We start from the raw sequence: 25307 nt of genomic DNA, 5'->3' as shown, positions 1-25307 counted from the left end.
TATTTGGTGCCAAAATTTGGCACCGATTCACTCTAGGCGGGTCATGGCAACTCGACAAGGAGACAGACCATGACCCAACATCAAACACCCGCCACCGCCGTAGCGCCTGTTATCGTGAACCCTTCCCACCTGCACGACCCGACACCGAACGGCTACAGCACGGCGGTCATCACCCCGGCTGCCGGCCGGCTGGCCTTCATCTCGGGCCAAGGCGGACAGGACCGAACCGGCACTCTCTCGCCGGACTTCGCCGCTCAGGTGGAACAGGCCTATGCGAACCTCGCCGCCGTGATCGACGCGCTTGGCGCCCGCCCGGACCAGGTCGTGAAACTGACGGTTTACGTGGTCGGCCACGATATGTCGAAGCTCGGCATACTGACGGAGACCGTCACGCGCCTGTTCGGCAATACGCTCCCGGCACAGACGCTGGTTCCGGTGCCGAAGCTCGCCATCGACCCCATGCTCTTCGAGGTCGAGGCTGTCGTCCTCCTGGATTGAGCGCTCGCTCGCGAAGAATGGCTGGCCGGCTGCGCGCATCCCCGGCCAGCCGGACCACTGCTCAGCCCAGCCCCTCCTCGGCAAGGGCCCGCGTCACTGATGGCAGCGTTCGCATATGCGCGAGGAACCCACCGAGCGCCCCCGGCAGTTCGACACCGCTCCTGGGGGCAACCATCAGCACCCAGAACAGGTAGCAATCGGCAATCGTCATCTCGTCGCTGACCAGGAATCTCTTCTCGCCCATCTGGCCGGCGAGGATTGCGAAGGCCTGTGCGAGTTTTTCGCGGGCACGCTCCTTCTCCGGCTCGGGGAAATCCCGGAAGAAGGGCTGGTACCGCGAATGGATCTCGGAGGACATGAAAGCCAGCGCCTCGAGCGCGCGCCAACGCACGATGCCGTCCTTGGGCAGGAGCTTGCCGCTTCTTTCGGCGATATAGTTCAGGATGGTCTGGTTCTCCGTCAGGACCGTTCCGTCCTCGAGTTCGAGCGTGGGAATGTAGCCCTTGGGATTGATCGACAGGAAATCGCGGCCGTCCTCCGTCATCTTGTCATGCCGGATGCTGGTGAGCCTGTAGGAAAGCCCGGTCTCGATGAGCGCAATATGATCGGCGAGGCTGCAGGCGCCGGGATAGTAGAAGAGGTTCATGATGGTCTCCTGGTGGTGACCCGCCCCGCCGGCTCCGCCGTGAGACAAGGTCTGCAATGTTGACCACGGCCATTTATGAGACCTAAAATTATCCGTCAAAAGCATATCTTTGGGAGCTGGTCAGATGGATGTGACTGCAAGGCCTGAAGGAGCCGACTGCAGGGGTGTCAGCGAGATCCTGAGCCGGGTCGGCGACAAATGGACGATCCAGGTCGTCGTCGCACTTCGGCTGGGTGCGCGACGGTTCAATGGGCTGAAGCGCGAGGTCGGCGGCATCTCGCAGCAGATGCTGACGCGGACGCTGAAGGTGCTGGAGCGCGACGGCATGATCGCCAGAACCGTCCACCCCAGCACCCCGCCGCAGGTCGAATACACGCTGACGCCGCTCGGCCACTCCCTGTCGGAAACCGTGCGACAGCTTGCCGACTGGGCAGCTGAAAACAGGCAGAACATCGAGGATCACCGCCTGCGCTACGACGCCGATCACGCATGAGCCGGCCGGCCTGTTTCGCAACTCCCGCCAAAACCGCAAGATCGGTCGAGCGTATCGCCCCTGCCTTCAGGCCTCTCGAAAACGCAAGGAGCAAGCTCATGCAGATAACCTATGAAGAAGACGATGTGACGATCCGCGATGTGCCGCCAACCCCCGCGGTCCATGAGGTCGTCGCGGAACTGTTCTTGCCCCTGAAATAGCGCGCCCCGCGGCGGCCTGCTCTTCCGATACCAGGGACGGGCGGGCCATTAAAAGACCGAAATTGGAGATTGCAGAAACAGTCGGAGCCCCTATGGTCGGATCAACCACAGGGGGCAAATTCCAATGACTCGTCGATATCTGAAGCCTGCTGCATTCTGGGGATTTCTGCTCCTTGCTGCAGGACCGGCAGCTGCCGCGAATGTCATCGATAGCGGAACGAGCGAGATCAGCGGCTCGAAATTCAATTATCAGGTCATTGCGAGCGGCCGCAGCGATCGTCGGATCGAAGTCACCCATCGCGGCGAAAAATATGATGGCCCGCTGGCGATGATGTCGTTTCGGGACAGGCACCTGAAGGTGTTCGAGATGGTCGCGAGATTGATCAAGAACAACTGCCGGAACGGCGTCTCATCGCTCGGCGATATCTACTTGAGCAGGGATCCGGAACAGGACCAGGATCCAGAGGCCGCCCATCCCCAATATTTCATCTGGGATTATACCTGTAAATGAACATCGCTCCCGGCTCACGCTGATTATCGCCGCCGCGCCTCCGATCCAGCTTTCCCGGCCGCTCGCCTTCCCTTACAATCCCGTCCACACACGGGGGATACCACCATGAGCGAAGACGCCTTCAATATGTCTATCCGCAAGTTCCTGAAGGAAGTCGGCGTGACCTCGCAGCGCAGGATCGAGGAGACGGTGCGCGACGGGCAGATCGGCGGCAAAAAGCTGAAGGTCCGCATGACGCTGACGGCTGATGGCACCGGCCTCAACCACGTGGTGGACGGCGAAATCGAACTTCCGTAGGGTTCAGACTCGTTCAGAGCCAGAATGCCGCGGTTGCGGCGAGGCTTACTCCTGATAGGAAATTGCTGGCGAGCTTGTCGTAGCGGGTGGCGCCGGATTGCGCGCGGTGACGAACCGCGGCCGAGGCGCGGACGCGGATATCGTCGGGCTGATCAGCGAGCATGCGCGACAGTGGGCCAACCTCGAACGTCATCTTCACCGCGTCGTCGATCGCCATGTCCCGCGTCGCGCCCTCGCCAAACGGAATGGAGGCATCGAAGGGTGCGATAGCGATGTCGGTGAAGCCGGCCGCCGTGAGGATGCGCGCCACCCGCTCCCGGTCACCGAACGAGAATGGGCCGGGCGCTTCGGGATCGGGCGGCGCGGTCGGCGGGACGATACCCTTGATCGCGGTCATCGGCAGGCGCACCCAATCGTTCTCGGCCATGCCGCGCCAGCAGACGAAAGCGACCCGTCCGCCGGGCTTGAGCGCACGGCGCATATGAGCGAACGCGACGGTAGGATCGTCAAAGAACATCACTCCGAAGCGCGAGAACAGGATGTCGAACGCCCCCTCGGGCAGCTCGGCGCCGCTGGCGTCGGCCACCTGGAACAGGGCCGGCGTATCCTGTGGCACAAGCGCGCGCGCTCGGTCGATCAGCGGTTCGGATATGTCCACGCCCAGCACATGGCCTCCGGAGCCGACGCGGGCGGCCAGATCCCGACTGGACGCCCCCGCGCCGCAGCCGACGTCCAGCACGCATTCGTCCGTGGCGGGCGCGGCGGCTTCGATTGCGGCCTGGCCGAACGCCGCCATCACGGCGTCGAGCCGGGCCTGGTGGGCGACCCAGCGCTCCCCGCTTTGGTCATTCCAGTCGGCGACCTGATCGGCATTGTGCTGTGCCATGACAATCCTTGTTTGATTCGTTCCAGGCTATCCGATGCCAAAGCGGGCATCGTCTCCAGCGACTCCGCCTCGCCAGCGACAAGACACCAGACCTGCGTGGATCATCTCATGCGTCGGGATCGGTGCCGCCTGGCGCCGACTTCGAAGGACAACCGCGCCTGCGGCAACCGGAGAAGGGAACCTGTGCTCTCAAACCAGCATCGACTGCTGGGCGAAGATACCCGCTGTCGCGCCCTGCGATATTGCCGTGGTGACCGAGGCCATGGCTGGGTTTGCAAGATCGCCGGCAGCATAGATGCCGGGCGTGCTGGTTTCGCGGCGCTCGTCGACCTTGAGGGCGATGCCGAAGGGCGTATTGACCGTGTCGAGGCCCAGTGATTCATGCAGGCTTGCGGACGGCTTGTTGCGCGGATGCGCGAACAGGATATCGACCGCGGCATTGCGGCCGCTCTCGAGATTAACGGTGGTAATATGGCCCCGGTGATGGGCGATTTCGGCGATCCGACCATCAACGACAGGTATGTTGCGGCGCGCCAGATCGGCCTGGATATCGGCTGAAATGTCGTGACCATTGGCGAAGACCGTCAACGTTTCCGTCCAGTCGTGGTACAGCCTGACATAATTGTGCGACTGCGGGCCGGACCAGACGAGGCCCCAATGCTGGTCGGCGACTTCAAAGCCATCGCAATAGGGGCAAGGCACGATGGATGTGCCCCAGCTTTCGGCAAAGCCCGGAACATCGGGCATCTGGTCGGTGACCCCATAACTCAGGATCAGGCGGCGCGCCCCAAGGCTTTCGCCATCGCCTGTGAGGACGGAGAAATCATCGATGGCGCCGGAAATGCTGTCGGCCCGGGCATTGACCAGCCTGATCGTGGGATAGCGCGCCAGCTGCTGCCGCGCCTCGGCCAGGATGTCCAGCGGTGGCTTGTGATCGTGGCCGAGCAGACCATGCGAGTGGCCGGCGAAGCGGTTGCGCGGCAGGCCGGTATCGAGAACGGTGACCTTGCGGCGGGCACGGCCGAGCTGCAGGGCGGCGGCGAGGCCGGCAAAGCTGCCGCCGATGATGATGACGTCATCCATGGTGATGGGCTCCGTGTCGCAGATAGGGGGAATGGGTTGGGCGTGACGCGAAATAGCGTCCAGCGATAACGCGCTCGAGACGGGCAGCAAGCAGGGCTCCGGCATCGCCGAGACAGTCGCCCATCACTGTGTTGACCGGCCGAACAATGCCGCATTCGATATGGCCGGGCGGCCCGGATTTGGAGGACATGGGTTGAACCTACCAATGGCTTGCACATTTCAGATACTATATGGTATCGTAATTCAGGGATTAGGATACTGTCAAGTATTGGAATTGTCGTGAGCGAAAATAGTCAGGCCCGACGCGGCCGTCCCGCCAACGAGGCGCTTGGCCAAACCATAGTCGACGCCGCGGGCGAACTCTTTGCGGAATTGGGTTTCCAAGCGACGACATTGGACAAGGTCGCCCAGCGAGCGAAGATATCCAAGCTCAGCATCTACAGGCACTTCGAGAACAAAGAGGCGCTGTTTGGCGCGGCGTTTGCGGCCCGCTGCCAGCAGTTAATACCACAGGCCCTTTTTGAAGGCGTCGACGGTTCGGCCGAAGATCAGCTCATGGCGGTGGGATCATCACTGCTTCGCACGCTGCTGCGCCCGGACGTCCGCAATGTCGAAGCCATGGTCACGGCCGACGTCACAAGCCAAAAGTCGTTGAGCAAGCTCCATTACGAAGCCGGCCCCGCCCATATCATCGCCCAAATCGAGGCCCTGTTGCGTCAATTACATGCGAAGGCGGTTCTGAACGTGCCCGATCCTCTCCGGTCCGCCCGCTTGTTTGCCGCGCTTTTCAAAGGCTCCGATCTCCTGATTATCGCACGCTTCGATGAAGCGAGAGCAGAGGACGACAGCGAAATCGAATCCTATTGCCGGTCGGCTGTTGCGATGTTCATCGCCGCGCACGGTGGCAACGACCACGCGGGCAGACAAACAGAACAACGATCGTGACATCAAGGAACCCTCCCGCGGCGGAGAATGCCCATTGAATCAGCCTAGTGTCGCGATCTCCAGGATTCGCTTGCCACGCTTCAGGCTCTTATTTTCGCATGTCGTTACCGCAGAACCGCGGCACACTTTTGCGCGACATGCTTCAGGCAGGCGAACGGCGCGATCAAGGCAACGCGATGATGTAACGCCGGCGCTCCGCGCGGCCATCAATAGTAAGGCGAAACGCACGCCTGTCGTGGGCCGTGATAGGGCTGGAACGTGTTGTCGTAAGCCCTGTAGGACCGGTAACGCGCAAAGCACCAGCGCACATGTCCATTGCCGCCATAGTAGGCCGGGCGATAATAGCGTGGCGCGTAATATCGCGTCGACCCGTAATAGTACGGACCGTCATAGGTCGAGCCGTAATAGCCCCGATCGTAATAGCCTGGGCCATAATATCTGGGCTGCGCCAGCATTCCGCCGATGATCGCGCCTGCGGCCAGGCCGCCAAGCGCCCAACCCCAGCCGTCGCCGCCATGGTGGCGATAGTATCCGCCGTGATAGCCGCCGTAATAGCCGCCACGGTAACGCACCTGCTGCGCCTGCAGTGTCTCGACATCAGGGGCGCCAATGGTGGGAAACGCCTCGGCCGGCAGTGCGCTTGTCAGCGCCGTTGCCAGCGACAGGGCAATGATTGCGAGCCTCTTCATTGGCTTCACCTCCGTCTACATCGCCGCGCATAATTATAGCGCGGAAAGGACGGCGTGGCACTTAATTTCAAAGCGGCGATGGCGTTCCCGGAGCGGTTGACCCTGGTCGCCATGTCTCCCGCGGCGGTCGATCTCTCTCTGAAAATCGGTCCCGATTTTCAGAGAACCTGATGCCTCGATTCGAAGAGTTGGAACATCCTTCCTGCGCCCGAACGGACGCACGGCGCCCTAAGCTCCTCCCCCTCACCCGAATGCAGCATTGACTGCCCCGCGCCCCGGCCTAGAATCACAACAGGGTCGATCTATCGGACTGGGGTTCGCGCATCTTGAGGAGGGTGCCATGCCGAATACTGATCTGCCGAAAGCTGGGAAATCAAAACAGGCCAAGCCAAAAACCGACATGCCGAACGGCATGCAGCAACCTGACATGCAGAAAGTCGACGCACTCGTCGGTCGCCTCGTCGGCGATCTCGGCGCCAGCGTATCAGGCGTTCTCGTCGTGCTCGGCGATCATCTCGGCCTGTTCAGGGCGATGATGGACGGGCGGCCGCGCTCCTCGATGGAGCTGGCGGAAACGACGGGCCTCACCGAGCGCAATGTGCGCGAATGGCTGGCCGCCATGGCGGCTTCCGATTACATCACCTGGCACGAAGCCTCCAACAAATTCGCCATGACGCCCGAGCAGGCGCTGGTCTTCGCCAACGAGGAAAGCCCCGCCTTCTTCGGCGGCGCCTTCGAGATCGTGCAATCCATGTGGATGGACGAGCCGAAGGTGGAGGAAGCCTTCCGAACGGGGCGCGGTCTCGGCTGGCATGAGCACAGTACCTGCCTCTTCCGCGGCACCGAGCGCTTCTTCCGGCCGGGCTATAACAGCCATCTCGTCACCGAGTGGATCCCGGCGCTGAAGGGCATGAAGGAAAAGCTGGAAAGCGGGGCGGAAGTCGCCGATGTCGGCTGCGGCCACGGCGCTTCGACGATCCTGATGGCCCAGGCATTCCCGAAATCGCATTTCCATGGCTTCGATTATCACGGTCCGTCGATCGAGCGGGCAAAGCGGGCCGCAAAGGAAGCCGGTGTGGCCGACCGGGTGACCTTCAGCAAGGCATCGGCCAAGGATTTCCCGGCCGGCGACTATGATCTGGTGGCCATGTTCGACTGCCTGCACGACATGGGCGACCCAGTCGGCGCCGGCCGCCATATCCGCGAGACGATGAAAAAGGACGGCACCTGGATGATCGTCGAACCCTTCGCCCATGACGGGTTGAAGGACAACCTCAACCCCGTCGGCCGCGTCTATTACGGCGCCTCGACGATGATCTGCACGCCCGCCTCCATGGCCCAGGAAGTCGGCCTCGGGCTTGGCGCCCAGGCGGGCGAGATGAAGCTGCGCAAGGTGGCGCTGGACGCGGGCTATCACCACTTCCGGCGGGCAAGCGAAACGCCGTTCAACATGATCTTCGAGGTGCGGAACTGAGTGGATGCGGGTGCCGGACCTGCCGACGGCTTTCCGGTCGGCAGGCGTGACGCGGTCCGCACCCACCGGGGGGCGTTGTATCCTGTGGCACCCCTCTGTCGGGTTCGCACCCACCGGGGCCGTTGTATCCTGTGGCACCCCCCTCTGTCCTGCCGGACATCTCCCCCACAAGGGGGGAGATCGACAAGCAGCCTGACCTTAGTACATCGCTGACGTTGTGCGGTTTGCAACGTCGATTGCTTGGGGAAACCGGCGCTCCCAACCAATCTCCCCCTTGTGGGGGAGATGTCCGGCAGGACAGAGGGGGGTGCCACACGCCACGACGCAAAGAAGCGGCGCCACAAAAACCGAACACCGCCCTCAAACCACACGCATCAACGCGGGGTCCGAAGCCCTACCCTCCCCGCACTTCCTTACCGACCCGAACCTCCGCATAGCGGCAGGCGGCATCGAACCCGGCCTCCGGGCCGAAACTGCGCCGTGGCAGAATGAATGCTTCCCGCTTCGAAATCGCCAGGAACAGATAGTCCCGCTCGCGCAGAACCCGCTTTACCGTCGACCAAGGCGCCTTCGTATCGGCCACTGTCGAACTGGCTTCCACGACTGCTTCGCTCATCTTCATGGTGATGGTGGCACCCGCGGAGGCGAGCTGCCGGTAATAGAGAAATGCGATCGCCCACGCAAACCAATGGCTGAAAATCGAAAACACCGCGATCGCAACGAAAACTGCCGCCGAAATCAGAACGGATGAAGCGCTGGCGAAGATCCCGCGCGCCATGACGAGGGGATCGTAAGTGTCGGTGAAAAGGACGATCAGGCACCAGACGGAAAACAGCCAGAGTGCCAATGTCAGGATGCTGCGCGGCAATGGACGCCTCGTGAGGGCCCGCGTCATCGCAGCATAGTCCTGGGACGTCATGGTGTAAGTGATCTGGAACATCGGGTCAGCCTGCATCGCCAAGCGTTACCAAAACGCGATCAGTCATGCCAGCAGCACGGCAAACCCTGAGATGCGGCAGTGGCGGGCAATCCACCGCCAGACAGAAAAGGCGGCGCGCCAAACAGGAACACCGCGCAGGCGGGCGAGATGAAACTGCGCAAGGTGGCGCTGGATGCCGGATACCACCACTTCCGCAGGGCGAGCGAGACGCCGTTCAACATGATCTTCGAGGTGCGGAACTGAAGGGATCTGGGTGAGGTGTGGATGGCGCTGATTGGTGCGTCAAAACCTTCCCATGAGCGGGCGTTCCGTGTGGCACCCCCTCTGTCCTGCCGGGCAGGACAGAGGGGTACCCCGCAGCACAACGCAAAAGTGACAGAGTCTAAAAGTCCTACCCTTCTTCGACGCCCTGGTCTTCTTTGCCGACGGCTCGCGGGCCAGCAGGCCTTCGCGCCGCCCCGTGCCGTTCGCATCCAATACTCGGCTTCAAGCGGATTCATCCGTTCCGGCCCGAACTGAAGAGCGCAGGAACTGTTCCCGAGACCCGGAAATAATTCGCAGGCTGTTAAGTATTCATCCGAGAACATGCTGTGGAGTGGGAACTATAACCGGTCACGCCGGTTATATTCGCAGCAAAGGATGAGGCCATGACCAAGGTCCTGAATTCACGCACAATCATTATTTCCGCAGATCGTCTTGACGATTGCAAGGATTACCTCGGAACGGACTTTCACCAACTGATCGACCATGCTCTGAGCGTCGGCTGGTCCATTGACGAGGTGGTCGTCGCACTCAGCGGCCTCGCAGAGGAAGAGATCTCCGTGCCGGAGCGAGCCGTCACCTTGCATTGAAATCCGCAACCGATCGCCATCTTTCAGAAGGCCGGGGCTTGGAACCTCGGCCTTTTCTTGACCGCTTTGGAAATGTGGCCTGCACGACGATCGCAGCCCCATGAGCCGGGCGGATCAGCTACCCGCCCCAGCCCAACGAGCGGGCGTTCCGTGTGGCACCCCCCTCTGCCCTGCCGGGCATCTCCCCCACAAGGGGGGAGATCGACAAGTGGCTCGACCTTCGCACATCACTGACGGTTTGCCATGCAGGACGCTCATTGGTTGGGCAAGCCGGTGCGTCCAGCCAATCTCCCCCCTTGTGGGGGAGATGCCCGGCAGGGCAGAGGGGGGTGCCTCACGGCACAACACAAAAGTTACGAAGCTTAAGCCCGCTCATATGCCGATTTCGGCGCAATAGCCCAACCGCAAAAAGGCGGCACTCCCAAAACCGGAGCACCACCTCAAAATATCGATCATACCAAAGCCATAGCAAGGCGAGGCCCGAAAGCCCCTACCCCTTCTTCGGCGCCCTGGTCTTCTTTGCCGGCGGCTCGGGGGCTGGCTGGGCGAGCCTCAGCGCGCGCAGCTTTTCCGTCTTCTTTTGCCGGGCGGCAGCTTCGCTTTCGAGGATGCCCTTGGCGACAGACGTCGTCTGCTCGGCCTTCGCCTGCGGCGAAAGCTTTTCGGGCTTGAAGAAAGTGTCTTTCGTCTCGGTCATGTTTCCTCCTTGTCGATGGAACGGGAGACCGGGAAGGCGTCAGCGGCCGCGGGCAATCACCTTCTTCTTCGGCGCCGGCAGCAGGCCTTCGCGCTGCGCCTGCTTGCGGGCGAGCTTGCGGGCGCGGCGGATCGCTTCACCCTTTTCACGGGCGCGCTTTTCCGACGGCTTTTCATAGGCGCTGCGTTCCTTCATTTCGCGGAACACACCTTCGCGCTGCAGCTTCTTCTTGAGCACGCGGAGGGCCTGATCGACATTGTTGTCTCGGACGAGTACCTGCAAGATTTCTCCTTAATCAGCGTTGCTGCTGTTATTTCCTGATGCGGATCGAATTCGAATTGATCCAGCTCGATTTTGAACTTTCGGGCGCCGCCCGCACTTCGAGAGGCCCCCGTACTTCGAAGGGCAAGGGCGACGAAGGCGATGCCGCGACGTCTATATCATCCTGGCGGATGCTGCGCTCAAAATTCTCGTTCTCGAACCGCACACGATAATGGACGAAGCCCTGCGCGGCGGGCAGGACCATTAGAATGTTGCCGGAACCCGAAGGCTGGGCACCGCCGAGAACGCCATGCTTGAGCATGATGGTGTCACCCGGCCGGTAACGACGGCTTACCATGTGGTTCTACCCTCATGAAATGAAAAATAAAAGGCCGGGACTGCTCCCGACCTTCCCCGGCCAGGTGTGCCTGGCCTCAGTCATCGTCTGCGCGCGCCAGTACATCCGTGGTCGCGCGAAGTCGTGACAAGTTCTTAGGCAGCGCGGAGGTTGTCAGCCGAGCTCTTGCCCGAGCGACGGTCCTGCACGATGTCGTAGGTGACCTTCTGTCCATCCGAGAGCGAGCGCATGCCTGCGCGTTCAACTGCGGAAATATGGACGAAAACGTCGGTGCCGCCATTATCCGGCTGGATAAAACCGAAACCCTTGGTGGCGTTGAACCACTTGACTGTACCTGTATTCATAACGATCTCCTTTCAAAGCAACCGTTGAAATTTCCCGCGATACCCTGCGGGTTTGGGTCGATTATTTGGAAGGAAATCTGACGAGAGCGAAAAGGCTCTTGAACGACGTCACAAGCAATGGTCGATAAACGTAATATACGGTCAATTTTAAATTTGGCAACAGAGATAGGCGGGAAAACTTCGAATCGGTTGCAAGTTTTTTCTGTAAGTCTCTGATTTTCAGATGGATTATTATTCATTCGGCGAGTAGCACCTCTGGCCTGCCGGCCAGCTGTACGCGGTCAGTCCCCTTTACAAACAACCCACAGTTACCGGGCCGCCAACCGCTCGTTCGTCATCCTCGGGCTTGTCCCGAGGATCTAAGCCATAGCCCTATGTTCAACGTGAGCAGATCCTCGGGACAAGCCCGAGGATGACGTGGAGCAAGGGCGAGGCTTGTCGGAAAGCCAGACTGGGAATCATGGCAAGCAGCCTTCATCCCACGCAGGATATGGCCTTGCACCCGACCCCAATGTGGTAGAAATCTCCGGATGCCTCGATAGAAAGCCCACTGGAAGCACATATGGCGACGAAGCCGGTTGAACATGCAGTCAGGATCCGCCCCGCCACATCAGGCGATATGGACATTCTCGGCGGCTTCGGCGCCCTGCTCGTCGCGCTGCATCACGAACTGGATGCCAAGCGCTTCATCGAAGCGGCCAAGAGCACCCCGCTCAGATATGGGCAGTTCCTCAAAAGCCAACTCGCCGAACCCGATGTCATCGTGATCGTCGCCGAAGACGAAAACGGCCTCCTCGGCTATGCCTATGCCGCATCGGAAGGCTTCGATTACATGTCGCTGCGCGGACCGGCGGGCGTCATCCACGATCTCTTCGTCGATCCGGGCCGTCGCCGTGAAGGTGTCGGCCGGATGCTGCTGGAAGCGGCGATGGCTGGCCTGAAATCCCTCGGCGCCGAACGTTTCGTGCTCTCGACCGCCTACCGCAACGAGACCGCCCGCAGCCTGTTCGCCGCAATGGGCTTCCGCCCGACGATGGTCGAGATGACGCGCGAGGCGGATGAGGAGGGTTGACGCGCAATTCCAGCAAGAGAGTGCAGCAGTTTGCGTCCGGTTTGAAGCGCTCCGCCCTCCACCGGTATCCGGCTACCGGATGTCCTTTATCCTATATGCGCCATCGCGAATAAAATTGTGCAGTGCCGTTCTCCTGTCTTGCCCTTGCCGCCGGTTGGCGGTTTTTGGGAACTTCCGGCTGCAGGGCGAATTCATAGGATGAAGCACCCCTCGCCCTTCCTCGCACGGCAGGAGTGGACTATGGCAAAGGCAACTGAGTTCAAGACAACAAGGGCGCTTGCCGTAGCGCTCAGCGCCGCCCTGCTTTTCAGCGGCGCCGCCAAGTGGCCAGCCCTGCCGAGCTCGGGCTTCCTGACCGGCCGGAGTGCTGCACCCGAAGATGTCGACAACGGAACGGCGATCTTCGCCACCGGCCAGGACGACCAGAGCTACGGAAAGCCGCTCGACATCGAAATCCCGCAATACGGCTATTTCCGCCAGGAAGACAAATACGTCATCATCCTGCAGGCCGAGAAATATGACGGGAAAAGCATCATCGGCGCCGAGACATTCGACGGCGAGAAAGTGGTCGGCCTGATCGACGAGTTCGAACTGCTGGGCGTTCACGCCAAGTAGTTTTGTGCGCTCACACGACGGCCGGACATGGCGCATAAAAAAAGAGGCTCGTCGGGAGAGACGGCCTCCAAAGTTGCGTCAAGTCGGCCCAGCTCCACACAGGGCCGAGTTCCACCTTAGCCGTTAGCCTGATAACCGCCACCCCCAATCGGGTGATGTTTGGCCGGCTGATGATGATTTTTGAGAAAACCGAGAAGTTTCAACGGTGTATTCCGTTACGTGAGGCTCGCTTGGGTCGAGTCCTCCTACCGCTTTCCCTAGGGTAAGCTGCAGTCGCCAGCCTTCTTCCGCACCGCTGATCAGGCGCCCTCCACGGCAAGCCAGATGACGCTCGTAGCGAAGAGCAGGCAAAAGCCCGCGGTGAGGCCTGCGAAAATGCCGGCGGCGAGGCTCGACTTCCGCCCGACCCACCAGGTGACCGCCGGCGGCGCGATCAGCAGGCAGAACGCCTGCAGCGCCACTATGGGACCCAACCGCATATCGAGGTCGGAGATGATCAATGCCAGCGCCTCGAGCCAGAGGAAGATACCGCCGAAGACGATGACACCGGCAACTGCGCCGAGCGCTGCCCCATAGGCCTTCCAGACCCGTCCGGTCTCCCAAAGGGCGGGCGGCAGGGCCAATATCCAGGGCAGCAGGTCGGTCAGCGTGTACATGCGGCAAGCTTCGCAGGCAGACGTTAATTTGCTCCCCGCTCTCGCCTTCTTTCCCGGTCATCAGCTACGAGTGATCGGCCACGACTCAGGAGATGCCATGCTTCGCACCCTATTCGCCTTTGCCCTGCTCCTTGCCGGCGCGATTGCCGCGAGAGCCGATGCGCCGGACGCAGACGGCACGCCGGCGCCGGCAGACCCTTGCGCGCGCCAAAATTTCGAGGGCGGCGCCTATATCGTCTGCGGCGTCGATCCCGCAAAGGCGGATCTGCGCCTCTTCTGGGAGGATGCCGATGGCAAGCCCTATCGCAGGTTTTCAGGCGTCGCCGATGCTGTCACCGGTGAAGGACATCGGCTTCTCTTTGCCATGAATGCCGGCATGTACCGCGAGAATTTCACGCCGATGGGGCTTTATGTCCAGGATGGCAAGGCGCTGATCCCGGTCAACGTGGAGGCGCCGCCGAAGGTTTCCGGCCCGGTGCCGAACTTCTTCAAGCAGCCGAACGGCATCTTCTATCTCGATGAGGCCGGCGCCCATATCATCCCAACCGCCGATTTCCTGAAGCAGAAGCCGAAGACACGGCTCGCCACGCAATCCGGCCCGATGCTGGTCATGTCAGGCAAGATCAACCCGATCTTCATACCGGGCTCGACCGACCGCACGCGGCGCAACGGCGTCGGCCTTGCAGCCGACGGCACGCTCCGCTTCGTCATCAGCGAAGGCGACGTGAATTTCCACGATTTCGCGAGCCTCTTCCGCGACGAGCTGAAATGCGACAACGCGCTCTTCCTCGACGGCGGAAACGGCACCGGGCTCTACAATCCCGCACTCGGGCGCAACGACACGTCCTGGCACGGCGGCTATGGGCCGATCTTCGCTCTGGTAGGCGAAAAGCAGGATTAGGCCCGTCAGGCCGGCTGCATGGCCATCAGCTGCCGCGTCTCGACGATCTCGGCGAAATCGGATTTGAGATGCGCCATCGTCACGTCGAAGATCTGGCGGGCCGAGAGATCGGCATCCGGCAGGTCGAAGCCGAGCACGGCGTCGCTGACGACGCTCATCCTGAAGCCGAGATCGGAACCGGCGCGCACGGTCGTATTGACGCAGAAGCCGGCGACCGCGCCCACCACCACCAGATCGGTGATGCCGACCTCGTGCAGATAGCCTTCGAGCTCGGTGGAGGCAAAGGCCGACGACGTGGACTTGATGAAGACGGGTTCGTTCTCCCGCGCCTTCGCGCAGGGCATCGGCTGGTACCCCGGCGCATTTTCATGGAGCGCCGAGCTCACGTCGGCCTCGCGATGGCGGATATGGATGACCGGCCTGCGGGCGGCGCGGAAGGCGGCGGCGAGCTCTGCGATCTTTTCTCCCGCTTCGCCGTTCACGCGCTCGCGCCCGGCATCGAGTCGCTCCTGCATGACCATCTGCATATCGATGATGAGGAGTGCGCTGGTCATGGTTCCCTGGTCCTTTGCCGCCTTGAGGCTCTGGAAAAGTTTTAGCATCTGCCGCTGGCCAAGTCGCTTGCAAAACAGGGGATCGGGGGCAACAGGTCATCACTTCTGCGCCAGTGCGGTCCCATGCGACCCAAAGCCTCGTGGACTTGGGTTGCAAGGCGACTGACGGCGTGCCGTAAGGCACCCCCCTCTGCCCTGCCGGGCATCTCCCCCACAGGTGGGGAGATTGGCTGGGCGCGCCGGCTTCCCCAAGCAACCAGCGTTGCAAGCTGCACGACATCAGCGATATGCGAAGATCGCGCCGCGGGCCGATCTCCCCCCTTGTGGGGGAGATGCCCGGCAGGGCAGAGGGGGGTGCCCCCCATGGCACGCCGTCAGTCGCCGCACGCCTCCCGCCTCACATTCCCGCCTCCCCGTCGAAACGCCAAACAGCAGCGTGACCGAACCCAAGTCCGCTCCAAAGGACGAAGCTGCAAGCCGCATTGTCAATGCCGCGAGCCTCCAGGCAGCACCTCGCAACAACCAAAGGCTGAATTCTGCAAAATTGCATTACACCACGCAGCAAAATACCGCTATGATCCCGCCATCATAAGCCGGGGTGGTGAAATGATTTCGTCGCTTCAAAACCTGCTTGCGGGACGGGTCGATGTGTGCGTCGTCGGTTCCGGGCCTGTCGGCCTGGCGCTGGGCATTACGCTTGCCCGGTCCGGGCTGTCCGTCGCGCTGCTCGAATCCGGCGGCAAGACCATTTCCGAGAAGACGAACCGGCTGGCGGCTGCGGCCTCCATCAGCACCGACCACCATGCCGAAGCAAGCCTCACGATCCGGCGCGCGGTCGGCGGCACCTCGAAAGCCTGGGGCGGCCGGTGCGTGGAATTCGACGACAGCGATTTCGATGGCAGGCCGGCGCGCGGCGATGCCCGCTGGCCGATCGAACACAGCGCCTTCAGGGCCTATTATGACGATGCCCGCGCCTTTCTCGGCGCCGAGTTGCCAAACGTCGAGATGCCGGGCGTTGAAATGCCCCACATGGACGGCGATTTCGAGCCCTCGATCGAGAGCTGGGCCCGCGAGCCGGATATGGCCAAGGCGCATGGGGCGCTGATCGAAAGCCTGCCGAACCTGCACCTCGTCACCCAGGCAACCGTGATCGGCCTCGATCTCGATCGCGAAGGCGCCCGTACGAAACGGCTCATGGTATGGCATCGCGGCAAGCTGCATTCGCTGGGCGCCACGATCTTCGTGCTGGCCTGCGGCGGGCGCGAAAATGCCCGGCTGCTGCTGGCCGCACAGGAGATCGCGCCGCGGCTTTTCGGCGGCGTCGATGGCCCGCTCGGGCGCTATTACATGGGGCATCTGGCCGGTGAGCTCGCCCGCATCCGCTTTACCGATCGCAGCTTCATGGAAAAGATGTTCTTCCGGCGCAACGGCAGCGGCGCCTGGTTCCGCTCGCGGCTGATACCGAGCATTGCCCTGCAGAACGAGCGCGATCTCCTGAACAGCGTCTTCTGGCTGCGCAGCCCGCCGCTGGAAGAGGTCTATGCGACGGCGGGTGCGCGTGCGACGCTGAACCTGTTCAAGGCGATAACAGGCAGGCGCAAGATGCGCCGCATGTCCTTCAAGTCGAGGGTATCCGACACCGCCTCGCTGTCCGATCTCGTCGCAAACCCCGTGCAGAGCTTCAACGCCGCCCTGCAGCTGACGACGGCAGCGCTCAAATCCGAGCGCCAGCCGAATTTCTTCGTGAAGAACGGCGAGCATCTCTATTGGCTCGCCTATCACGGCGAACAGCGGCCGGTCGCTTCCAACCGCGTCCGGCTGAGCTCCGAGGTCGATGAAACCGGCCTGAAGCGGCTCGCCGTCAGTTTCGACTTCGACGAGGAGGATCTCGCCTCGCTGATCCGGTGCCACCATGCGCTGGCGGATTGGATCGGCAAACGGCGGATCGGCACCTTCGAATGGCTCCACCCCGAAGACGGCCTGCAAACCGCCGTCCGCCGCCAGGCGCTCGACGGCTACCACCAGATCGGCCTCACCAGAATGGGCGCCTCGCCCCGCTCGAGCGTCGTGGACGGCAACTGCCGCTGCCACGACCTTTCAAATCTCTATGTCGCCGGCAGCTCGGTCTTCCCGGTCTCCGGCCAGGCGAACCCGACCTTGCCGGCGGTGGCGCTGGCACTGAGGCTGGCCGATCACTTGAAGGGGGAATTGCGAGGGTAAGGTGATGGTGTTCCGTGTGGCACCCCCCTCTGCCCTGCCGGACCGCCGGGGTCGAGCCACGGGTCTCGACCCGTCCTTCGGACCCCCCACAAGGGGGGAGATTGGCTGGGCGCGCCGGCTTCCCCAAACAATCAACGTTGCAAACTCCGCAACGTCTGTGATGTGCGAAGGTCTGGCCGCTTGCCGATCTCCCCCCTTGTGGGGGGTCCGAAGGACGGGTCGAGACCCGTGGCTCGACCCCGGCAGCCCGGCAGGACAGAGGGGGGTCTCACGCCCTCCCAAATGTTCGGTCACGCTCCTCATCACGTCCCCACCTTCCGTCTCGATCAAACCGCCCGCGCCAAAAGCCCGATCATCTCCTCATCACGTTCCTTGGTACGATAACGCACCCTCACCGCAGAAACCGAAGAAAGAAGGAACATCGGCAACGTCTTCAGGTTGAGCCTTTGTCACGAAGCTCCAACTGAAAAGGCGATACCAATGTTTCTCAGAATCCTCGCAACCTCCGCCCTTGCCCTCACCCTGGCGGTCCCCGTCGTGGCGCAAACATCAGACACATCAGGCGGCACGTCGGGCACCGGCAGCAGCACCGATGGCAACAGCAACGGCACCGGCAGCAACATGAACGGCAGCGCGACGGACAGCAACACGACCGGCTCGGTCAGCGGCGCCGGCAACCCGTCCAGCAACACCACCAATCCGGGCGCTTCCGGCGGCGACCCGAACGACTGCCAGCGCACGACCAATAGCGGCACCGGCAACCCGGCCCCGACACCTTCGATCAATGCGATCCAGCCGGACGCAGCGAACGCCTGCTGATCCTCCCTCGGCGGCGGCCCGGCTCGCGGCGGATAGAGGTCTGCCGCGAGCCGGATCATAGCGGTTCTCGGTGCCGACGGATGCTCCGCCCAACCCGGAACCGGATGGAGCGGCTTTCTTCTATTCCTCAGCCTCTTCAGCCGCAGGCTTGGTGCTGAAGAGGTTCTTCAGCGCATTGGTCTTGGATTTCTGCGCCTTGCTCAGCTTCAGCGCGCGATTGGCGGCCTTGGCCTGTTCCAGCATCATTTCGATCTGGATCTGCTGGATCTCGGTCAGCCGTTCCCACTGCCGGTTCAACAGGTGATCGACCTTTTCATGCAGGTGGCGGATTTCCAGTTCGGCCTTGAGATTGACCTTGTAGTCGTTGAGCGCCCGCAGCCTGTCCTTCGCTTCCTGGCGGCGCTGGCTCATCATGATGATCGGCGCCTGCAGGGCGGCGATGGTCGAAAGGATGAGGTTCAGCAGGATGAAGGGATAGACGTCGAAGGCGCTCTTTTCGCCAAGCGCCAGGTTGATGCCCATCCAGACGGCGAGGAACAGGCAGAAGGAGATGATGAAGGTCCAGCTTCCGCCGAAGGTCGCGACGACATCGGCGACACGATCGCCGAGCGAACGGCGTTCCTCGTAATCCTCTTCGATGTTTTCGGCGAGCGTGTCGTGGGTCTTCAGGCTCTCGACGACCTCGTCCTCGAGGTTGGAGAGTTCGCCTCGTTCGTCGCGCAGCAGCTCGGCAATGTACTGGCCGCGATAGTCGTCGACCGTCTTGCGGCTGATATAGTCGTCCGAGCGGATGCCGGGGTGTTTCTGCCGCACGAAATCGGCAAGCGCCGGGCGCAGGTCGTCGAAATGGAAGGCGTCCTTCTTTTTCAACGTCGCACCGGTGATCGCATCCACCAGCTTGACGGACTTTGCCTTGGCTTGCGCCAGGCTCTTGGAATAGTCGTCCATCTCGACGGTGGCGGCCTCTCCGTGTCCGGCATCGAAATCGACGATTTCACCCGTCAAATCCAGGGACTTCTCTTCTGCCATCTGCTGGTCCTCGTTGGCTTTTTTCGCCCGTCTAGCGGTCAATTCGAACAGGATTGTGACATGTATTTCATCGTAAATTTAGGGGACTGAGCGTTTCAGGCAGTCCGGTCTAATTCGTCAGGGATCAATTCGGTCCGTCCCCCCGGAGCCCCCTCACCCTAACCCTCTCCCCGCTGGGTAGAGGGGACGTGACATACGGCGCCTTAGAGTGCGCAAGGACGGCGCGGCATTTCTCCTTCTCCCCTTGGGGGGTCCGAAGGACGGGTCGAGACCAGCGGCTCGACCCCGGTCAGGTGGCCCGAAGGGTCGGATGAGGGGGCCGCAGGATGAGGTTTTTGCTTCTGAGACTCGCACAAGGGACGAGCGGTTACGCGACCGGATAATGCGAGCAACGGCCCTGCGGGCTGCCCCCCGCCTCCACGATCGCGCCAACGACGAGCGCGATGCGCTGGTCACGCATGCCGGGCCTGATACGGCCGGAACGTTCGAGCTCGACAAGCCCGTGAAGGGCAGCCCAGAAAGTCTCGGTCACGATCTCCGTATCGGCGCAGAAGGGAGACACTGCAGCCGCCAGCGCCTCGAAACCGGCCCGAAGTTCCGGTCTCGTGTCAGCCTGCGCAAACCGCAATTGGGTCGGCAGGATGAACATGGCCTCGTAGAGCGAAGGGCGGCTTTGCGCGAAGGCACAATAGGCCATGGCGATATCCATGAGGGTATCGCGCGCCCCATTCCCCTCGCCTGCTGCTGCCCGAAGCGCGGCCCCGAGCTCCACGAAGCCCTCGACTGCGACTGCCGCCACGATGGCATCCCTGTTTTCGAAATGGGAATAGAGCACCGGCTGGCTGTATTCGATCTCCTTGGCGAGACGGCGGATCGTGACCGCATCCCATCCTTCCTTCTCGGCGATGACACGGGCTGCCGCGACAATCCGCTCTTCGCGATCGGCGCGCTCCCGGCTTTTTCGCTCTGCGATACCCATTGTCAAAAACTCCATCCACAGCCATGTGACCGTCAGGATCATATCACGGCTTGAATATCTAGCAACGCTAGACTAAATACTAGCAACGCTAGATTACCTCAAATCGCTAGAAGGATGATGTGATGGATTGGCTTCTCAATGGGACCGCCCTGCTCGTGGCGCTCGCCATTATCGCAATCGGCACCGGCTATATTGCCACCCCGACGACCATGACGCGCAGTTTCGGCCTGCCGCTGCCGGGAGACGACCCGAACACGGCCTCGTGACTTCGCCTCAAGGGCGTTCGCGACATCGCAGCGGGATTGCTCCTGCTTGCCTTCCTGATGTGGGGCGCCGAGCGCGAGATCGGCCTCCTCCTGCTGATCGCAGCCATGATCCCTGTCGGCGACATGCTGGTCATTCTCGCAGCCAAAGGCTCGACGAAAAGCGCCTTCGGCATTCACGGCCTGACGGCAGCCGTCATGGCGCTCGCTGCCATTCCCATGATGACAGGAGTGCACTGAGATGGTTCATAGCCTCTCACTCTGGTTCCTGGCCGCCGCATTCCTGGGTGCCGGAATCGTCAATGCGATCGGCGCGGCGGGGGCACGAAACGAGTTCGCCAAGTGGGGCTATCCGCGCTGGTGGGGTATTGTAACCGGCGGCCTCGAGATAGCGGCCGCCGCCCTGCTCGCGCTTCCCGCCACCCGCATATGGGGCGCAGTGCTTGCAGCCACCATCATCGCCGCCGCGATCCTGACGGTCCTGCGCCACCGCGACTATCAGCATCTTCCGCCGCTGAGTGTGTTCGTCAGCCTGATTGCTGTTTGGGCGATTTCATCCTGAGTAAGGCGCTGTCGGCTTTTGGGCCCTTGTCTGCCCCGCAGGTGCCGGGCAGCGCCATCAATCTTATGGCGATGCCCCGACCGTTTAAACCAGCGTCAACCACCCCTTGCGGCCGCCCAGGCTTTGGTATCCTGGCATGTGTCCATGGCGCGTTTGTAACCGTCCCGGCCCGTGACGCGCGCGATATAAGCATCCTCGACCGCACCGTAGATGACGCCTCCGTTTCTCCTGGCCTGCAGCAGGGCATAGGTCACCGAAATGTCGGCGGCCGTGAACGCCTCGCCGGCAACATAGGGTGTCCGCTCAAGCTGCCGCGTCACCAGTCCCAGCCGGGATTCGAACACGCTCATCGCCTGGCGGGCACTCCAGTTGTTCCGCTCGCCTTCGGGCGCGATATGGCGCGCGCCGCCGACGAAATACATAGAGGTCGCAAGTCCGGCCTCGCCGAGGTGAAGGAACTGCTGGTATAGGGGGAAGACAGGGTCGCGCGGCTGAGGCGCAAGCGGTGTCGGGCCATAGCGCGCCATCACATATTCCATGATCGCGATCGACTCGACCATGATGACCTCGCCATCCTTGATCGCCGGGATGAAGCCGGCGGGATTGATGGCCAGAAACTCCGGATCGTTCTCGACGCCGGCAAGCAGGTCCACGGGCCGCAGCCGATAAGGCAGCACCATCTCTTCCAGGAGCCAGACGACCCGGAAGCCTCGTCCCTCGCCGAACACGGTGATCATTGCCGCAATCCTCCCTCACTGCTTGCAATTTGCAAGCGGCCGGAGATTAGCTCGACCGATCCTATTTTGCAAGCGGTAGGAGCTCATCGGTGCCTGGCGAGCTTCAGCGTGCCTGTGAACAGGTCATCGAGAACAAGGTCTTTCCTTCCGAAAGCCGCCCAATCGAAAAGCCCGGATGCAAGTCGTCTTAATCCGCCGACCTCTGTAAGCCGAATTCAAGCCACCACTGCCAGTCTCGGCGATGCGCGCAAGCGGGCTATGTCGCGCGCCGGCGATTCCCCGAAGTGGCGGCGATATTCGCGACTGAACTGCGACGGGCTTTCGTAGCCCACGCGGAAGGCGGCAGTCGTGACGTCCATGTCCTGCACCAGCATCAGGCTGCGCGCGTCCTGCAGCCTGAGTTGCTTCTGGAATTGCAGCGGTGTCATCGCCGTCACGGCGCGAAAATGCTCGTGCAGGCTCGACGGACTCATGCCTGATTCCGCGGCAAGCCGCTCGATGCTGAACCTTTCCCGGAAATTCTTGCCGATCCAGGCGATGGCGCGGCCGACCTGCGCCACACGACCCTGGCCGGAGGTGATGTGGCGCATCCTGGCGCCATCGGGGCCGGCGAGCAGATGATAGAGGATCTCCTGCTCGGCAAGCGGCCCGAGCACGGGCAGCGCTGCCGGATCGTCGAGCAGGCGCACCAGGCGCTGTGCTGCGTCGAGCAGGCCGGCGCCGGCATCGGACACCGTCTTGCCTATGGGCACAGATGCCGCTCCTGGCGGCGGCGGCACGCGCGACGCCAGGTCCCCCAGCATGACCGGATCGAAATCGAGATACAGGCAGAGATAGGGCCTGTCGGGCGTCGCCTCGACCACATGGCCTGTCGCCGGCAGGTCGTAGGTCACGACGCCATAACGCCCCGGCGCATATCTGAACACGCAGTCGCCCAACGTGACCTCCTTGCGCCCCTGCACGACGAGGCACAGTTGCGGCCGGTAGACATTCGGCATCGGCATCGTCACCGTGGAGGATCGAACAAGTGTCACACGCTCGATAGGGGTGGCCTGGAAGCCATCCTTCGACACGTGCCGGGCAATGATAGCAGCGATTTCGGTCAGCTTTTCCATGGAGGGGACCATCGCATGCGTGCGGGAGGGCGGCAAGGCGGCTGCGCGCCGCTTCCGGAGGATCAGGCAGAAATCCCGGCGCATCGGGCTAACGGCCCGGCGGCGTCGCGCATCATAGTGGCGACGGCGCCGATCACGGCAAACCGGCCGCAGAACAGGAATGGAGCAAACATGACATCGGATAATCTAAAGACCCCCACCATCGCACTGGGAACCTGGGCGTGGGGCGACAGCGGCGAAACCGGCAACGGCTATTTCGGCAGCCCCCTCACCCGGGCTGGCCTGGAAGAGATCGCCGACAAGGCGCATGCAGCCGGGTTCACCCTGTGGGACACCGCCATTGTCTACGGCATGGGCCGTTCGGAGACCGTACTCGGCGAGGTTCTCAAGCGTTACGCCCGCAGCGACTACCAGCTCTCCACGAAGTTCAACCCGCGGATCGCGGGACCCGGCGACGATCCGGTGGGCGACATGCTGGAGCAGAGCCTGACCAACCTCGGCACCGACTACATCGACCTCTACTGGATACACAATCCCGCCGATGTGGCGCGGTGGACGCCGCACCTGATCCCGTTGCTGAAGAGCGGCAAAGTCAGACATGTCGGCGTCTCGAACCACAACCTGAGCGAAATCAAGCTCGCCGACCAGATCCTGGGCGAAGCCGGGTTCCGGGTCGAAGCCGTCCAGAACCACTACAGCCTCCTTTACCGCAGCTCCGAGCACGCCGGCATCCTGGACCACTGCCGCAACCAGGGCATCTCCTTCTTCGCCTATATGGTGCTCGAACAGGGCGCCTTGACCGGCAAGTACAGCCTGGAGAATCCGCTGCCGCAAGGCAGCAGCCGGGCGAAGACTTACAATGGCATGCTGCCCCAGCTGAAGGCCCTGACGGACAAGCTCACCGCGATCGGCCAAAGCCAGGATGCAGCAGCGCCCGATGTCGCGACAGCCTGGGCCATCGCCAAGGGCACAACGCCGATCATCGGCGTCACCAAGCCCCGCTATATCGACGGTCTGGTCCGCGCAAGCAGCATCACGCTCACCAGCGACGACATCGCGGAGCTGGAAGCCCTTGCCGACGCCGCTAACGTGAACACCCGCGGCTTCTGGGAACAGGAGATGTAAGTCTGAAGGCTTGCCGTTTGAGGCGGCCGCGGCGAACCTCGGCGCCGCCCCATCCTATGGCCGTGTAGGAGGCCCCTCGCCTACACGCCACCGCGATGGGCGATTTCATCTTGAGTAAGGCGCGACGCGATCCGGGAGCCGAACTGAGAGGGCCGCCAGCGACGCGCTTATGGCGGCCGTTGCTAGCGAATTGCGGTGGAACGGTTGCGCCAGGCTTCGATGATGGCGGACAGAACGCCCTCTTGCGGCAAGGCAGTGTCCACCTCAATGTCGTAGCTGCAGTAGTCATGGGTCTTCAGGTGATATGCTGCTTCGCCGATGGAGCGATTGCCTCGTTCTCTCTCGCGCCTTTCGATCTCGGCCAGGGGAGCATGAACTCCGACCCAGAAGACATCGAAGGGTTCCAGGATCGTTTGCAGCTGGCTCCACCACACGGTTTCCTCAACAATATGCTCGACGAGCAGGTCGTTGCCTGCTCCGGCAAATGCAGCGATCGACCGGTGGAACCCGTCGAAGAACCTCGCCCTCTCGTCCGGCGGCGCAAGCCGCCTGTCAGCTCGAAAGCCGGCATCGGCGAGTTGATCCGAAGCATAATAGCAAAACGGCTCTCCAATCGCGGTGCGGAGCGCTTTTGCGAGCGTAGACTTCCCGGCGCTGGAAGTGCCGTTTAGAATGATAATTCGACCAGGTTGCATGAAAATCCGCGAAGTTAACGGGAAGCGCGGACCGTACCGGGTCGTCGGGCCAGTGGCAATATTTGCGACAGCTTGTCCTTAGGGGCGGTTTGTCGTGATTTTCGTCTACTAGCAGACTGTCCGTTCTCCACCCAGGCAGAGTGTCTTCTCACCGTATTGAAGGCCGTGATAAAAGCGGCCCATGGGCATCAGGAACTATCTAATCGAAGGCGGCTCGGGGACTGGAAAGACGTCTGTCGCTACCGAACTGGAGCGGCGGGGCTACCATGTCGTCCATGGTGACCGCGTTTTGGCCTATGTCGGCGATCCCGAGACAGGCCAGGCGCTCGCAGGACCACCCGAAGGGGCAGACCGCATCGCCTGGGGATACGCTCACTGGATCTGGCCTGTCGACAAGGTCCGAGCTATTGCTGCCGACACCACCCATCCTGCCACGTTCTTTTGTGGCGGTTCGCGCAACTTCCACAAATTCCTGGACCTGTTCGATAAGGTTTTCGTGCTCGACATCGACGTCGAGACGTTGAACCGACGACTGGATGGGCGGCCGAATGAGCCGGGCTTCGAGCCGGCCGAGCGAGCCCTGGTACTCCGCTACCATCGTAGCCGCGAATATCTTCCTGTCGGCAATAATATCGATACGGCGAATACCGTCCCAAATGTCGTCGACGATATCCTCGCTAAACTCACCTGAAGCGCGGCAGGTCTGTGATCGGGAGCGAAGCAACTGATTATTGCGAGAAAGACGCTGGCTGCCGTACGGCTCACTGGCGGCCTTGTCGCCGTCGGTCACAA

The 25307-nt window shown here is 62.0% G+C and carries 32 protein-coding genes and 3 pseudogenes; 18 read left to right on the top strand and 17 right to left on the bottom strand.

The window, feature by feature from the left end; all coding sequences use genetic code 11:
• Nucleotides 1-69: 69 nt before the first annotated feature.
• On the top strand, nucleotides 70-498 hold the full coding sequence (locus H4W29_RS19855; protein ID WP_192730437.1) for a RidA family protein: 429 nt from the start codon (nucleotides 70-72) through the stop codon (nucleotides 496-498).
• A 61-nt stretch (nucleotides 499-559) separates the two neighbouring features.
• Here the strand turns inward: H4W29_RS19855 and H4W29_RS19850 are convergent, their stop codons facing one another.
• Nucleotides 560-1144, bottom strand: coding sequence for a glutathione binding-like protein (locus H4W29_RS19850; RefSeq protein ID WP_192730436.1), 585 nt, complete (start codon nucleotides 1142-1144; stop codon nucleotides 560-562).
• Nucleotides 1145-1268: 124 nt separating this feature from the next.
• Between H4W29_RS19850 and H4W29_RS19845 the strand changes: the two genes are divergently transcribed.
• The 4 genes and pseudogenes from H4W29_RS19845 to H4W29_RS19830 all read left to right on the top strand — a co-directional run bounded on the left by H4W29_RS19845 (nucleotide 1269) and on the right by H4W29_RS19830 (nucleotide 2645).
• Nucleotides 1269-1637 (top strand): winged helix-turn-helix transcriptional regulator, encoded by a 369-nt coding sequence (locus H4W29_RS19845; RefSeq protein ID WP_192730435.1) that lies wholly within the window; start codon nucleotides 1269-1271, stop codon nucleotides 1635-1637.
• A gap of 62 nt (nucleotides 1638-1699) precedes the next feature.
• Nucleotides 1700-1789: pseudogene (locus tag H4W29_RS19840) on the top strand (AraC family transcriptional regulator); the annotation flags it as partial.
• A gap of 172 nt (nucleotides 1790-1961) precedes the next feature.
• On the top strand, nucleotides 1962-2348 hold the full coding sequence (locus H4W29_RS19835; RefSeq protein ID WP_192730434.1) for a hypothetical protein: 387 nt from the start codon (nucleotides 1962-1964) through the stop codon (nucleotides 2346-2348).
• A 105-nt stretch (nucleotides 2349-2453) separates the two neighbouring features.
• Complete coding sequence (locus H4W29_RS19830) at nucleotides 2454-2645, top strand: DUF6494 family protein (RefSeq protein WP_192730433.1); 192 nt, start codon at nucleotides 2454-2456, stop codon at nucleotides 2643-2645.
• A gap of 13 nt (nucleotides 2646-2658) precedes the next feature.
• Here the strand turns inward: H4W29_RS19830 and H4W29_RS19825 are convergent, their stop codons facing one another.
• The 3 genes from H4W29_RS19825 to H4W29_RS19815 all read right to left on the bottom strand — a co-directional run bounded on the left by H4W29_RS19825 (nucleotide 2659) and on the right by H4W29_RS19815 (nucleotide 4804).
• The gene (locus tag H4W29_RS19825; protein WP_192730432.1) at nucleotides 2659-3531 is read right to left on the bottom strand and encodes a class I SAM-dependent methyltransferase; all 873 of its coding nucleotides are present in this window, start codon (nucleotides 3529-3531) and stop codon (nucleotides 2659-2661) included.
• Nucleotides 3532-3720: 189 nt separating this feature from the next.
• Nucleotides 3721-4614 (bottom strand): NAD(P)/FAD-dependent oxidoreductase, encoded by an 894-nt coding sequence (locus tag H4W29_RS19820; protein ID WP_192730431.1) that lies wholly within the window; start codon nucleotides 4612-4614, stop codon nucleotides 3721-3723.
• The gene (locus H4W29_RS19815) at nucleotides 4607-4804 is read right to left on the bottom strand and encodes a hypothetical protein (protein WP_192730823.1); all 198 of its coding nucleotides are present in this window, start codon (nucleotides 4802-4804) and stop codon (nucleotides 4607-4609) included. Before H4W29_RS19815 ends, H4W29_RS19820 begins: the two co-directional genes overlap by 8 nt.
• 89 nt (nucleotides 4805-4893) lie before the next feature.
• Here H4W29_RS19815 and H4W29_RS19810 point away from each other — a divergent pair, with 89 nt between their 5' ends.
• Entirely contained in the window at nucleotides 4894-5559 is a 666-nt protein-coding gene (locus H4W29_RS19810; protein WP_192730430.1) for a TetR/AcrR family transcriptional regulator, read from the top strand.
• A gap of 206 nt (nucleotides 5560-5765) precedes the next feature.
• Here H4W29_RS19810 and H4W29_RS19805 read toward each other — a convergent pair whose 3' ends face one another.
• Nucleotides 5766-6248: a BA14K family protein gene (locus H4W29_RS19805; protein ID WP_192730429.1), complete on the bottom strand. Its 483-nt coding sequence runs from the start codon at nucleotides 6246-6248 to the stop codon at nucleotides 5766-5768.
• Between the two features lie 412 nt (nucleotides 6249-6660).
• Between H4W29_RS19805 and H4W29_RS19800 the strand changes: the two genes are divergently transcribed.
• Entirely contained in the window at nucleotides 6661-7722 is a 1062-nt protein-coding gene (locus H4W29_RS19800; RefSeq protein ID WP_192730799.1) for a class I SAM-dependent methyltransferase, read from the top strand.
• A 394-nt stretch (nucleotides 7723-8116) separates the two neighbouring features.
• Here the strand turns inward: H4W29_RS19800 and H4W29_RS19795 are convergent, their stop codons facing one another.
• Nucleotides 8117-8662 (bottom strand): YcxB family protein, encoded by a 546-nt coding sequence (locus tag H4W29_RS19795; RefSeq protein ID WP_192730428.1) that lies wholly within the window; start codon nucleotides 8660-8662, stop codon nucleotides 8117-8119.
• Between the two features lie 132 nt (nucleotides 8663-8794).
• On the opposite strand from H4W29_RS19795, the pseudogene H4W29_RS34800 reads away from it, so the two are divergent.
• Nucleotides 8795-8905: pseudogene (locus tag H4W29_RS34800) on the top strand (SAM-dependent methyltransferase); the annotation flags it as partial.
• 404 nt (nucleotides 8906-9309) lie between these two features.
• Nucleotides 9310-9513: a hypothetical protein gene (locus H4W29_RS19790; RefSeq protein WP_192730427.1), complete on the top strand. Its 204-nt coding sequence runs from the start codon at nucleotides 9310-9312 to the stop codon at nucleotides 9511-9513.
• Nucleotides 9514-10003: 490 nt separating this feature from the next.
• Here the strand turns inward: H4W29_RS19790 and H4W29_RS19785 are convergent, their stop codons facing one another.
• The 4 genes from H4W29_RS19785 to H4W29_RS19770 all read right to left on the bottom strand — a co-directional run bounded on the left by H4W29_RS19785 (nucleotide 10004) and on the right by H4W29_RS19770 (nucleotide 11173).
• Nucleotides 10004-10210 carry a hypothetical protein gene (locus tag H4W29_RS19785; RefSeq protein WP_192730426.1) on the bottom strand — a complete coding sequence of 69 codons (207 nt, stop codon included), beginning with the start codon at nucleotides 10208-10210 and terminating at the stop codon, nucleotides 10004-10006.
• Between the two features lie 39 nt (nucleotides 10211-10249).
• Nucleotides 10250-10492 carry a 30S ribosomal protein S21 gene (gene rpsU / locus H4W29_RS19780; protein WP_112546524.1) on the bottom strand — a complete coding sequence of 81 codons (243 nt, stop codon included), beginning with the start codon at nucleotides 10490-10492 and terminating at the stop codon, nucleotides 10250-10252.
• 28 nt (nucleotides 10493-10520) lie between these two features.
• On the bottom strand, nucleotides 10521-10829 hold the full coding sequence (locus H4W29_RS19775) for a cold-shock protein (protein WP_192730425.1): 309 nt from the start codon (nucleotides 10827-10829) through the stop codon (nucleotides 10521-10523).
• 134 nt (nucleotides 10830-10963) lie between these two features.
• Nucleotides 10964-11173, bottom strand: coding sequence for a cold-shock protein (locus H4W29_RS19770; protein ID WP_192730424.1), 210 nt, complete (start codon nucleotides 11171-11173; stop codon nucleotides 10964-10966).
• A 562-nt stretch (nucleotides 11174-11735) separates the two neighbouring features.
• Between H4W29_RS19770 and H4W29_RS19765 the strand changes: the two genes are divergently transcribed.
• Both H4W29_RS19765 and H4W29_RS19760 read left to right on the top strand, forming a co-directional pair.
• Nucleotides 11736-12245, top strand: coding sequence for a GNAT family N-acetyltransferase (locus H4W29_RS19765; protein ID WP_192730423.1), 510 nt, complete (start codon nucleotides 11736-11738; stop codon nucleotides 12243-12245).
• Nucleotides 12246-12485: 240 nt separating this feature from the next.
• Nucleotides 12486-12860, top strand: a complete 375-nt coding sequence (locus H4W29_RS19760; protein WP_192730422.1) for a hypothetical protein — start codon at nucleotides 12486-12488, stop codon at nucleotides 12858-12860.
• Nucleotides 12861-13159: 299 nt separating this feature from the next.
• On the opposite strand, the gene H4W29_RS19755 is transcribed toward H4W29_RS19760, so the two are convergent.
• A complete protein-coding gene (locus H4W29_RS19755; protein WP_192730421.1) occupies nucleotides 13160-13516 on the bottom strand; it encodes a hypothetical protein in 357 nt (118 codons plus the stop codon).
• 97 nt (nucleotides 13517-13613) lie between these two features.
• Here H4W29_RS19755 and H4W29_RS19750 point away from each other — a divergent pair, with 97 nt between their 5' ends.
• Nucleotides 13614-14417 carry a phosphodiester glycosidase family protein gene (locus tag H4W29_RS19750; RefSeq protein ID WP_192730420.1) on the top strand — a complete coding sequence of 268 codons (804 nt, stop codon included), beginning with the start codon at nucleotides 13614-13616 and terminating at the stop codon, nucleotides 14415-14417.
• Between the two features lie 5 nt (nucleotides 14418-14422).
• Here the strand turns inward: H4W29_RS19750 and H4W29_RS19745 are convergent, their stop codons facing one another.
• Nucleotides 14423-14971, bottom strand: a complete 549-nt coding sequence (locus H4W29_RS19745) for an isochorismatase family protein (RefSeq protein ID WP_192730419.1) — start codon at nucleotides 14969-14971, stop codon at nucleotides 14423-14425.
• A gap of 606 nt (nucleotides 14972-15577) precedes the next feature.
• Here H4W29_RS19745 and H4W29_RS19740 point away from each other — a divergent pair.
• The gene (locus H4W29_RS19740; RefSeq protein WP_192730418.1) at nucleotides 15578-17191 is read left to right on the top strand and encodes a GMC oxidoreductase; all 1614 of its coding nucleotides are present in this window, start codon (nucleotides 15578-15580) and stop codon (nucleotides 17189-17191) included.
• A gap of 480 nt (nucleotides 17192-17671) precedes the next feature.
• Complete coding sequence (locus H4W29_RS19735; RefSeq protein WP_192730417.1) at nucleotides 17672-18010, top strand: oxidoreductase; 339 nt, start codon at nucleotides 17672-17674, stop codon at nucleotides 18008-18010.
• Nucleotides 18011-18130: 120 nt separating this feature from the next.
• Here the strand turns inward: H4W29_RS19735 and H4W29_RS19730 are convergent, their stop codons facing one another.
• Both H4W29_RS19730 and H4W29_RS19725 read right to left on the bottom strand, forming a co-directional pair.
• Nucleotides 18131-19039, bottom strand: a complete 909-nt coding sequence (locus tag H4W29_RS19730; RefSeq protein WP_192730416.1) for a DUF1003 domain-containing protein — start codon at nucleotides 19037-19039, stop codon at nucleotides 18131-18133.
• A gap of 367 nt (nucleotides 19040-19406) precedes the next feature.
• On the bottom strand, nucleotides 19407-20018 hold the full coding sequence (locus H4W29_RS19725) for a TetR/AcrR family transcriptional regulator (RefSeq protein ID WP_192730415.1): 612 nt from the start codon (nucleotides 20016-20018) through the stop codon (nucleotides 19407-19409).
• A gap of 122 nt (nucleotides 20019-20140) precedes the next feature.
• On the opposite strand from H4W29_RS19725, the pseudogene H4W29_RS19720 reads away from it, so the two are divergent.
• Both H4W29_RS19720 and H4W29_RS19715 read left to right on the top strand, forming a co-directional pair.
• Nucleotides 20141-20521, top strand: a pseudogene (locus tag H4W29_RS19720) (DUF4267 domain-containing protein).
• 1 nt (nucleotide 20522) lies between these two features.
• Nucleotides 20523-20843, top strand: a complete 321-nt coding sequence (locus tag H4W29_RS19715; RefSeq protein WP_192730414.1) for a DoxX family protein — start codon at nucleotides 20523-20525, stop codon at nucleotides 20841-20843.
• A 95-nt stretch (nucleotides 20844-20938) separates the two neighbouring features.
• Here H4W29_RS19715 and H4W29_RS19710 read toward each other — a convergent pair whose 3' ends face one another.
• Both H4W29_RS19710 and H4W29_RS19705 read right to left on the bottom strand, forming a co-directional pair.
• Nucleotides 20939-21580 carry a glutathione S-transferase family protein gene (locus tag H4W29_RS19710; protein WP_192730413.1) on the bottom strand — a complete coding sequence of 214 codons (642 nt, stop codon included), beginning with the start codon at nucleotides 21578-21580 and terminating at the stop codon, nucleotides 20939-20941.
• 215 nt (nucleotides 21581-21795) lie between these two features.
• Nucleotides 21796-22695: an AraC family transcriptional regulator gene (locus H4W29_RS19705; protein ID WP_192730412.1), complete on the bottom strand. Its 900-nt coding sequence runs from the start codon at nucleotides 22693-22695 to the stop codon at nucleotides 21796-21798.
• Nucleotides 22696-22710: 15 nt separating this feature from the next.
• Here H4W29_RS19705 and H4W29_RS19700 point away from each other — a divergent pair, with 15 nt between their 5' ends.
• Entirely contained in the window at nucleotides 22711-23820 is a 1110-nt protein-coding gene (locus tag H4W29_RS19700) for an aldo/keto reductase (protein ID WP_246517253.1), read from the top strand.
• A 182-nt stretch (nucleotides 23821-24002) separates the two neighbouring features.
• Here the strand turns inward: H4W29_RS19700 and H4W29_RS19695 are convergent, their stop codons facing one another.
• On the bottom strand, nucleotides 24003-24515 hold the full coding sequence (locus tag H4W29_RS19695; RefSeq protein ID WP_192730411.1) for a chloramphenicol phosphotransferase CPT family protein: 513 nt from the start codon (nucleotides 24513-24515) through the stop codon (nucleotides 24003-24005).
• Between the two features lie 181 nt (nucleotides 24516-24696).
• On the opposite strand from H4W29_RS19695, the gene H4W29_RS19690 reads away from it, so the two are divergent.
• Nucleotides 24697-25206 (top strand): DEAD/DEAH box helicase family protein, encoded by a 510-nt coding sequence (locus H4W29_RS19690; RefSeq protein ID WP_192730410.1) that lies wholly within the window; start codon nucleotides 24697-24699, stop codon nucleotides 25204-25206.
• The last annotated feature ends 101 nt before the right edge of the window (nucleotides 25207-25307 follow it).

Source organism: Rhizobium viscosum (genome assembly GCF_014873945.1).
GTDB lineage: Bacteria > Pseudomonadota > Alphaproteobacteria > Rhizobiales > Rhizobiaceae > Rhizobium > Rhizobium viscosum.
Note: the sequence above shows the minus strand (reverse complement) of the source record. Positions and strands in the feature narration are given on the sequence as shown.

Bases quoted from the DNA above. Each gene is read 5' to 3' on its own strand.
- H4W29_RS19855 (WP_192730437.1), top strand. From the start codon at position 70: ATGACCCAACATCAAACACCCGCCACCGCCGTAGCGCCTGTTATCGTG.
- H4W29_RS19830 (WP_192730433.1), top strand. From the start codon at position 2,454: ATGAGCGAAGACGCCTTCAATATGTCTATCCGCAAGTTCCTGAAGGAA.
- H4W29_RS19745 (WP_192730419.1), bottom strand. From the start codon at position 14,971: ATGACCAGCGCACTCCTCATCATCGATATGCAGATGGTCATGCAGGAG.
- H4W29_RS19800 (WP_192730799.1), top strand. From the start codon at position 6,661: ATGCAGCAACCTGACATGCAGAAAGTCGACGCACTCGTCGGTCGCCTC.
- H4W29_RS19825 (WP_192730432.1), bottom strand. From the start codon at position 3,531: ATGGCACAGCACAATGCCGATCAGGTCGCCGACTGGAATGACCAAAGC.
- H4W29_RS19805 (WP_192730429.1), bottom strand. From the start codon at position 6,248: ATGAAGAGGCTCGCAATCATTGCCCTGTCGCTGGCAACGGCGCTGACA.
- H4W29_RS19755 (WP_192730421.1), bottom strand. From the start codon at position 13,516: ATGTACACGCTGACCGACCTGCTGCCCTGGATATTGGCCCTGCCGCCC.
- H4W29_RS19730 (WP_192730416.1), bottom strand. From the start codon at position 19,039: ATGGCAGAAGAGAAGTCCCTGGATTTGACGGGTGAAATCGTCGATTTC.
- H4W29_RS19725 (WP_192730415.1), bottom strand. From the start codon at position 20,018: ATGGGTATCGCAGAGCGAAAAAGCCGGGAGCGCGCCGATCGCGAAGAG.
- H4W29_RS19690 (WP_192730410.1), top strand. From the start codon at position 24,697: ATGGGCATCAGGAACTATCTAATCGAAGGCGGCTCGGGGACTGGAAAG.
- H4W29_RS19770 (WP_192730424.1), bottom strand. From the start codon at position 11,173: ATGAATACAGGTACAGTCAAGTGGTTCAACGCCACCAAGGGTTTCGGT.
- H4W29_RS19710 (WP_192730413.1), bottom strand. From the start codon at position 21,580: ATGATCACCGTGTTCGGCGAGGGACGAGGCTTCCGGGTCGTCTGGCTC.
- H4W29_RS19785 (WP_192730426.1), bottom strand. From the start codon at position 10,210: ATGACCGAGACGAAAGACACTTTCTTCAAGCCCGAAAAGCTTTCGCCG.
- H4W29_RS19735 (WP_192730417.1), top strand. From the start codon at position 17,672: ATGTTTCTCAGAATCCTCGCAACCTCCGCCCTTGCCCTCACCCTGGCG.
- H4W29_RS19795 (WP_192730428.1), bottom strand. From the start codon at position 8,662: ATGTTCCAGATCACTTACACCATGACGTCCCAGGACTATGCTGCGATG.
- H4W29_RS19740 (WP_192730418.1), top strand. From the start codon at position 15,578: ATGATTTCGTCGCTTCAAAACCTGCTTGCGGGACGGGTCGATGTGTGC.
- H4W29_RS19705 (WP_192730412.1), bottom strand. From the start codon at position 22,695: ATGGAAAAGCTGACCGAAATCGCTGCTATCATTGCCCGGCACGTGTCG.
- H4W29_RS19715 (WP_192730414.1), top strand. From the start codon at position 20,523: ATGGTTCATAGCCTCTCACTCTGGTTCCTGGCCGCCGCATTCCTGGGT.
- H4W29_RS19835 (WP_192730434.1), top strand. From the start codon at position 1,962: ATGACTCGTCGATATCTGAAGCCTGCTGCATTCTGGGGATTTCTGCTC.
- H4W29_RS19700 (WP_246517253.1), top strand. From the start codon at position 22,711: ATGCGTGCGGGAGGGCGGCAAGGCGGCTGCGCGCCGCTTCCGGAGGAT.
- H4W29_RS19695 (WP_192730411.1), bottom strand. From the start codon at position 24,515: ATGCAACCTGGTCGAATTATCATTCTAAACGGCACTTCCAGCGCCGGG.
- H4W29_RS19850 (WP_192730436.1), bottom strand. From the start codon at position 1,144: ATGAACCTCTTCTACTATCCCGGCGCCTGCAGCCTCGCCGATCATATT.
- H4W29_RS19845 (WP_192730435.1), top strand. From the start codon at position 1,269: ATGGATGTGACTGCAAGGCCTGAAGGAGCCGACTGCAGGGGTGTCAGC.
- H4W29_RS19760 (WP_192730422.1), top strand. From the start codon at position 12,486: ATGGCAAAGGCAACTGAGTTCAAGACAACAAGGGCGCTTGCCGTAGCG.
- H4W29_RS19790 (WP_192730427.1), top strand. From the start codon at position 9,310: ATGACCAAGGTCCTGAATTCACGCACAATCATTATTTCCGCAGATCGT.
- H4W29_RS19765 (WP_192730423.1), top strand. From the start codon at position 11,736: ATGGCGACGAAGCCGGTTGAACATGCAGTCAGGATCCGCCCCGCCACA.
- H4W29_RS19750 (WP_192730420.1), top strand. From the start codon at position 13,614: ATGCTTCGCACCCTATTCGCCTTTGCCCTGCTCCTTGCCGGCGCGATT.
- H4W29_RS19820 (WP_192730431.1), bottom strand. From the start codon at position 4,614: ATGGATGACGTCATCATCATCGGCGGCAGCTTTGCCGGCCTCGCCGCC.
- H4W29_RS19815 (WP_192730823.1), bottom strand. From the start codon at position 4,804: ATGTCCTCCAAATCCGGGCCGCCCGGCCATATCGAATGCGGCATTGTT.
- H4W29_RS19775 (WP_192730425.1), bottom strand. From the start codon at position 10,829: ATGGTAAGCCGTCGTTACCGGCCGGGTGACACCATCATGCTCAAGCAT.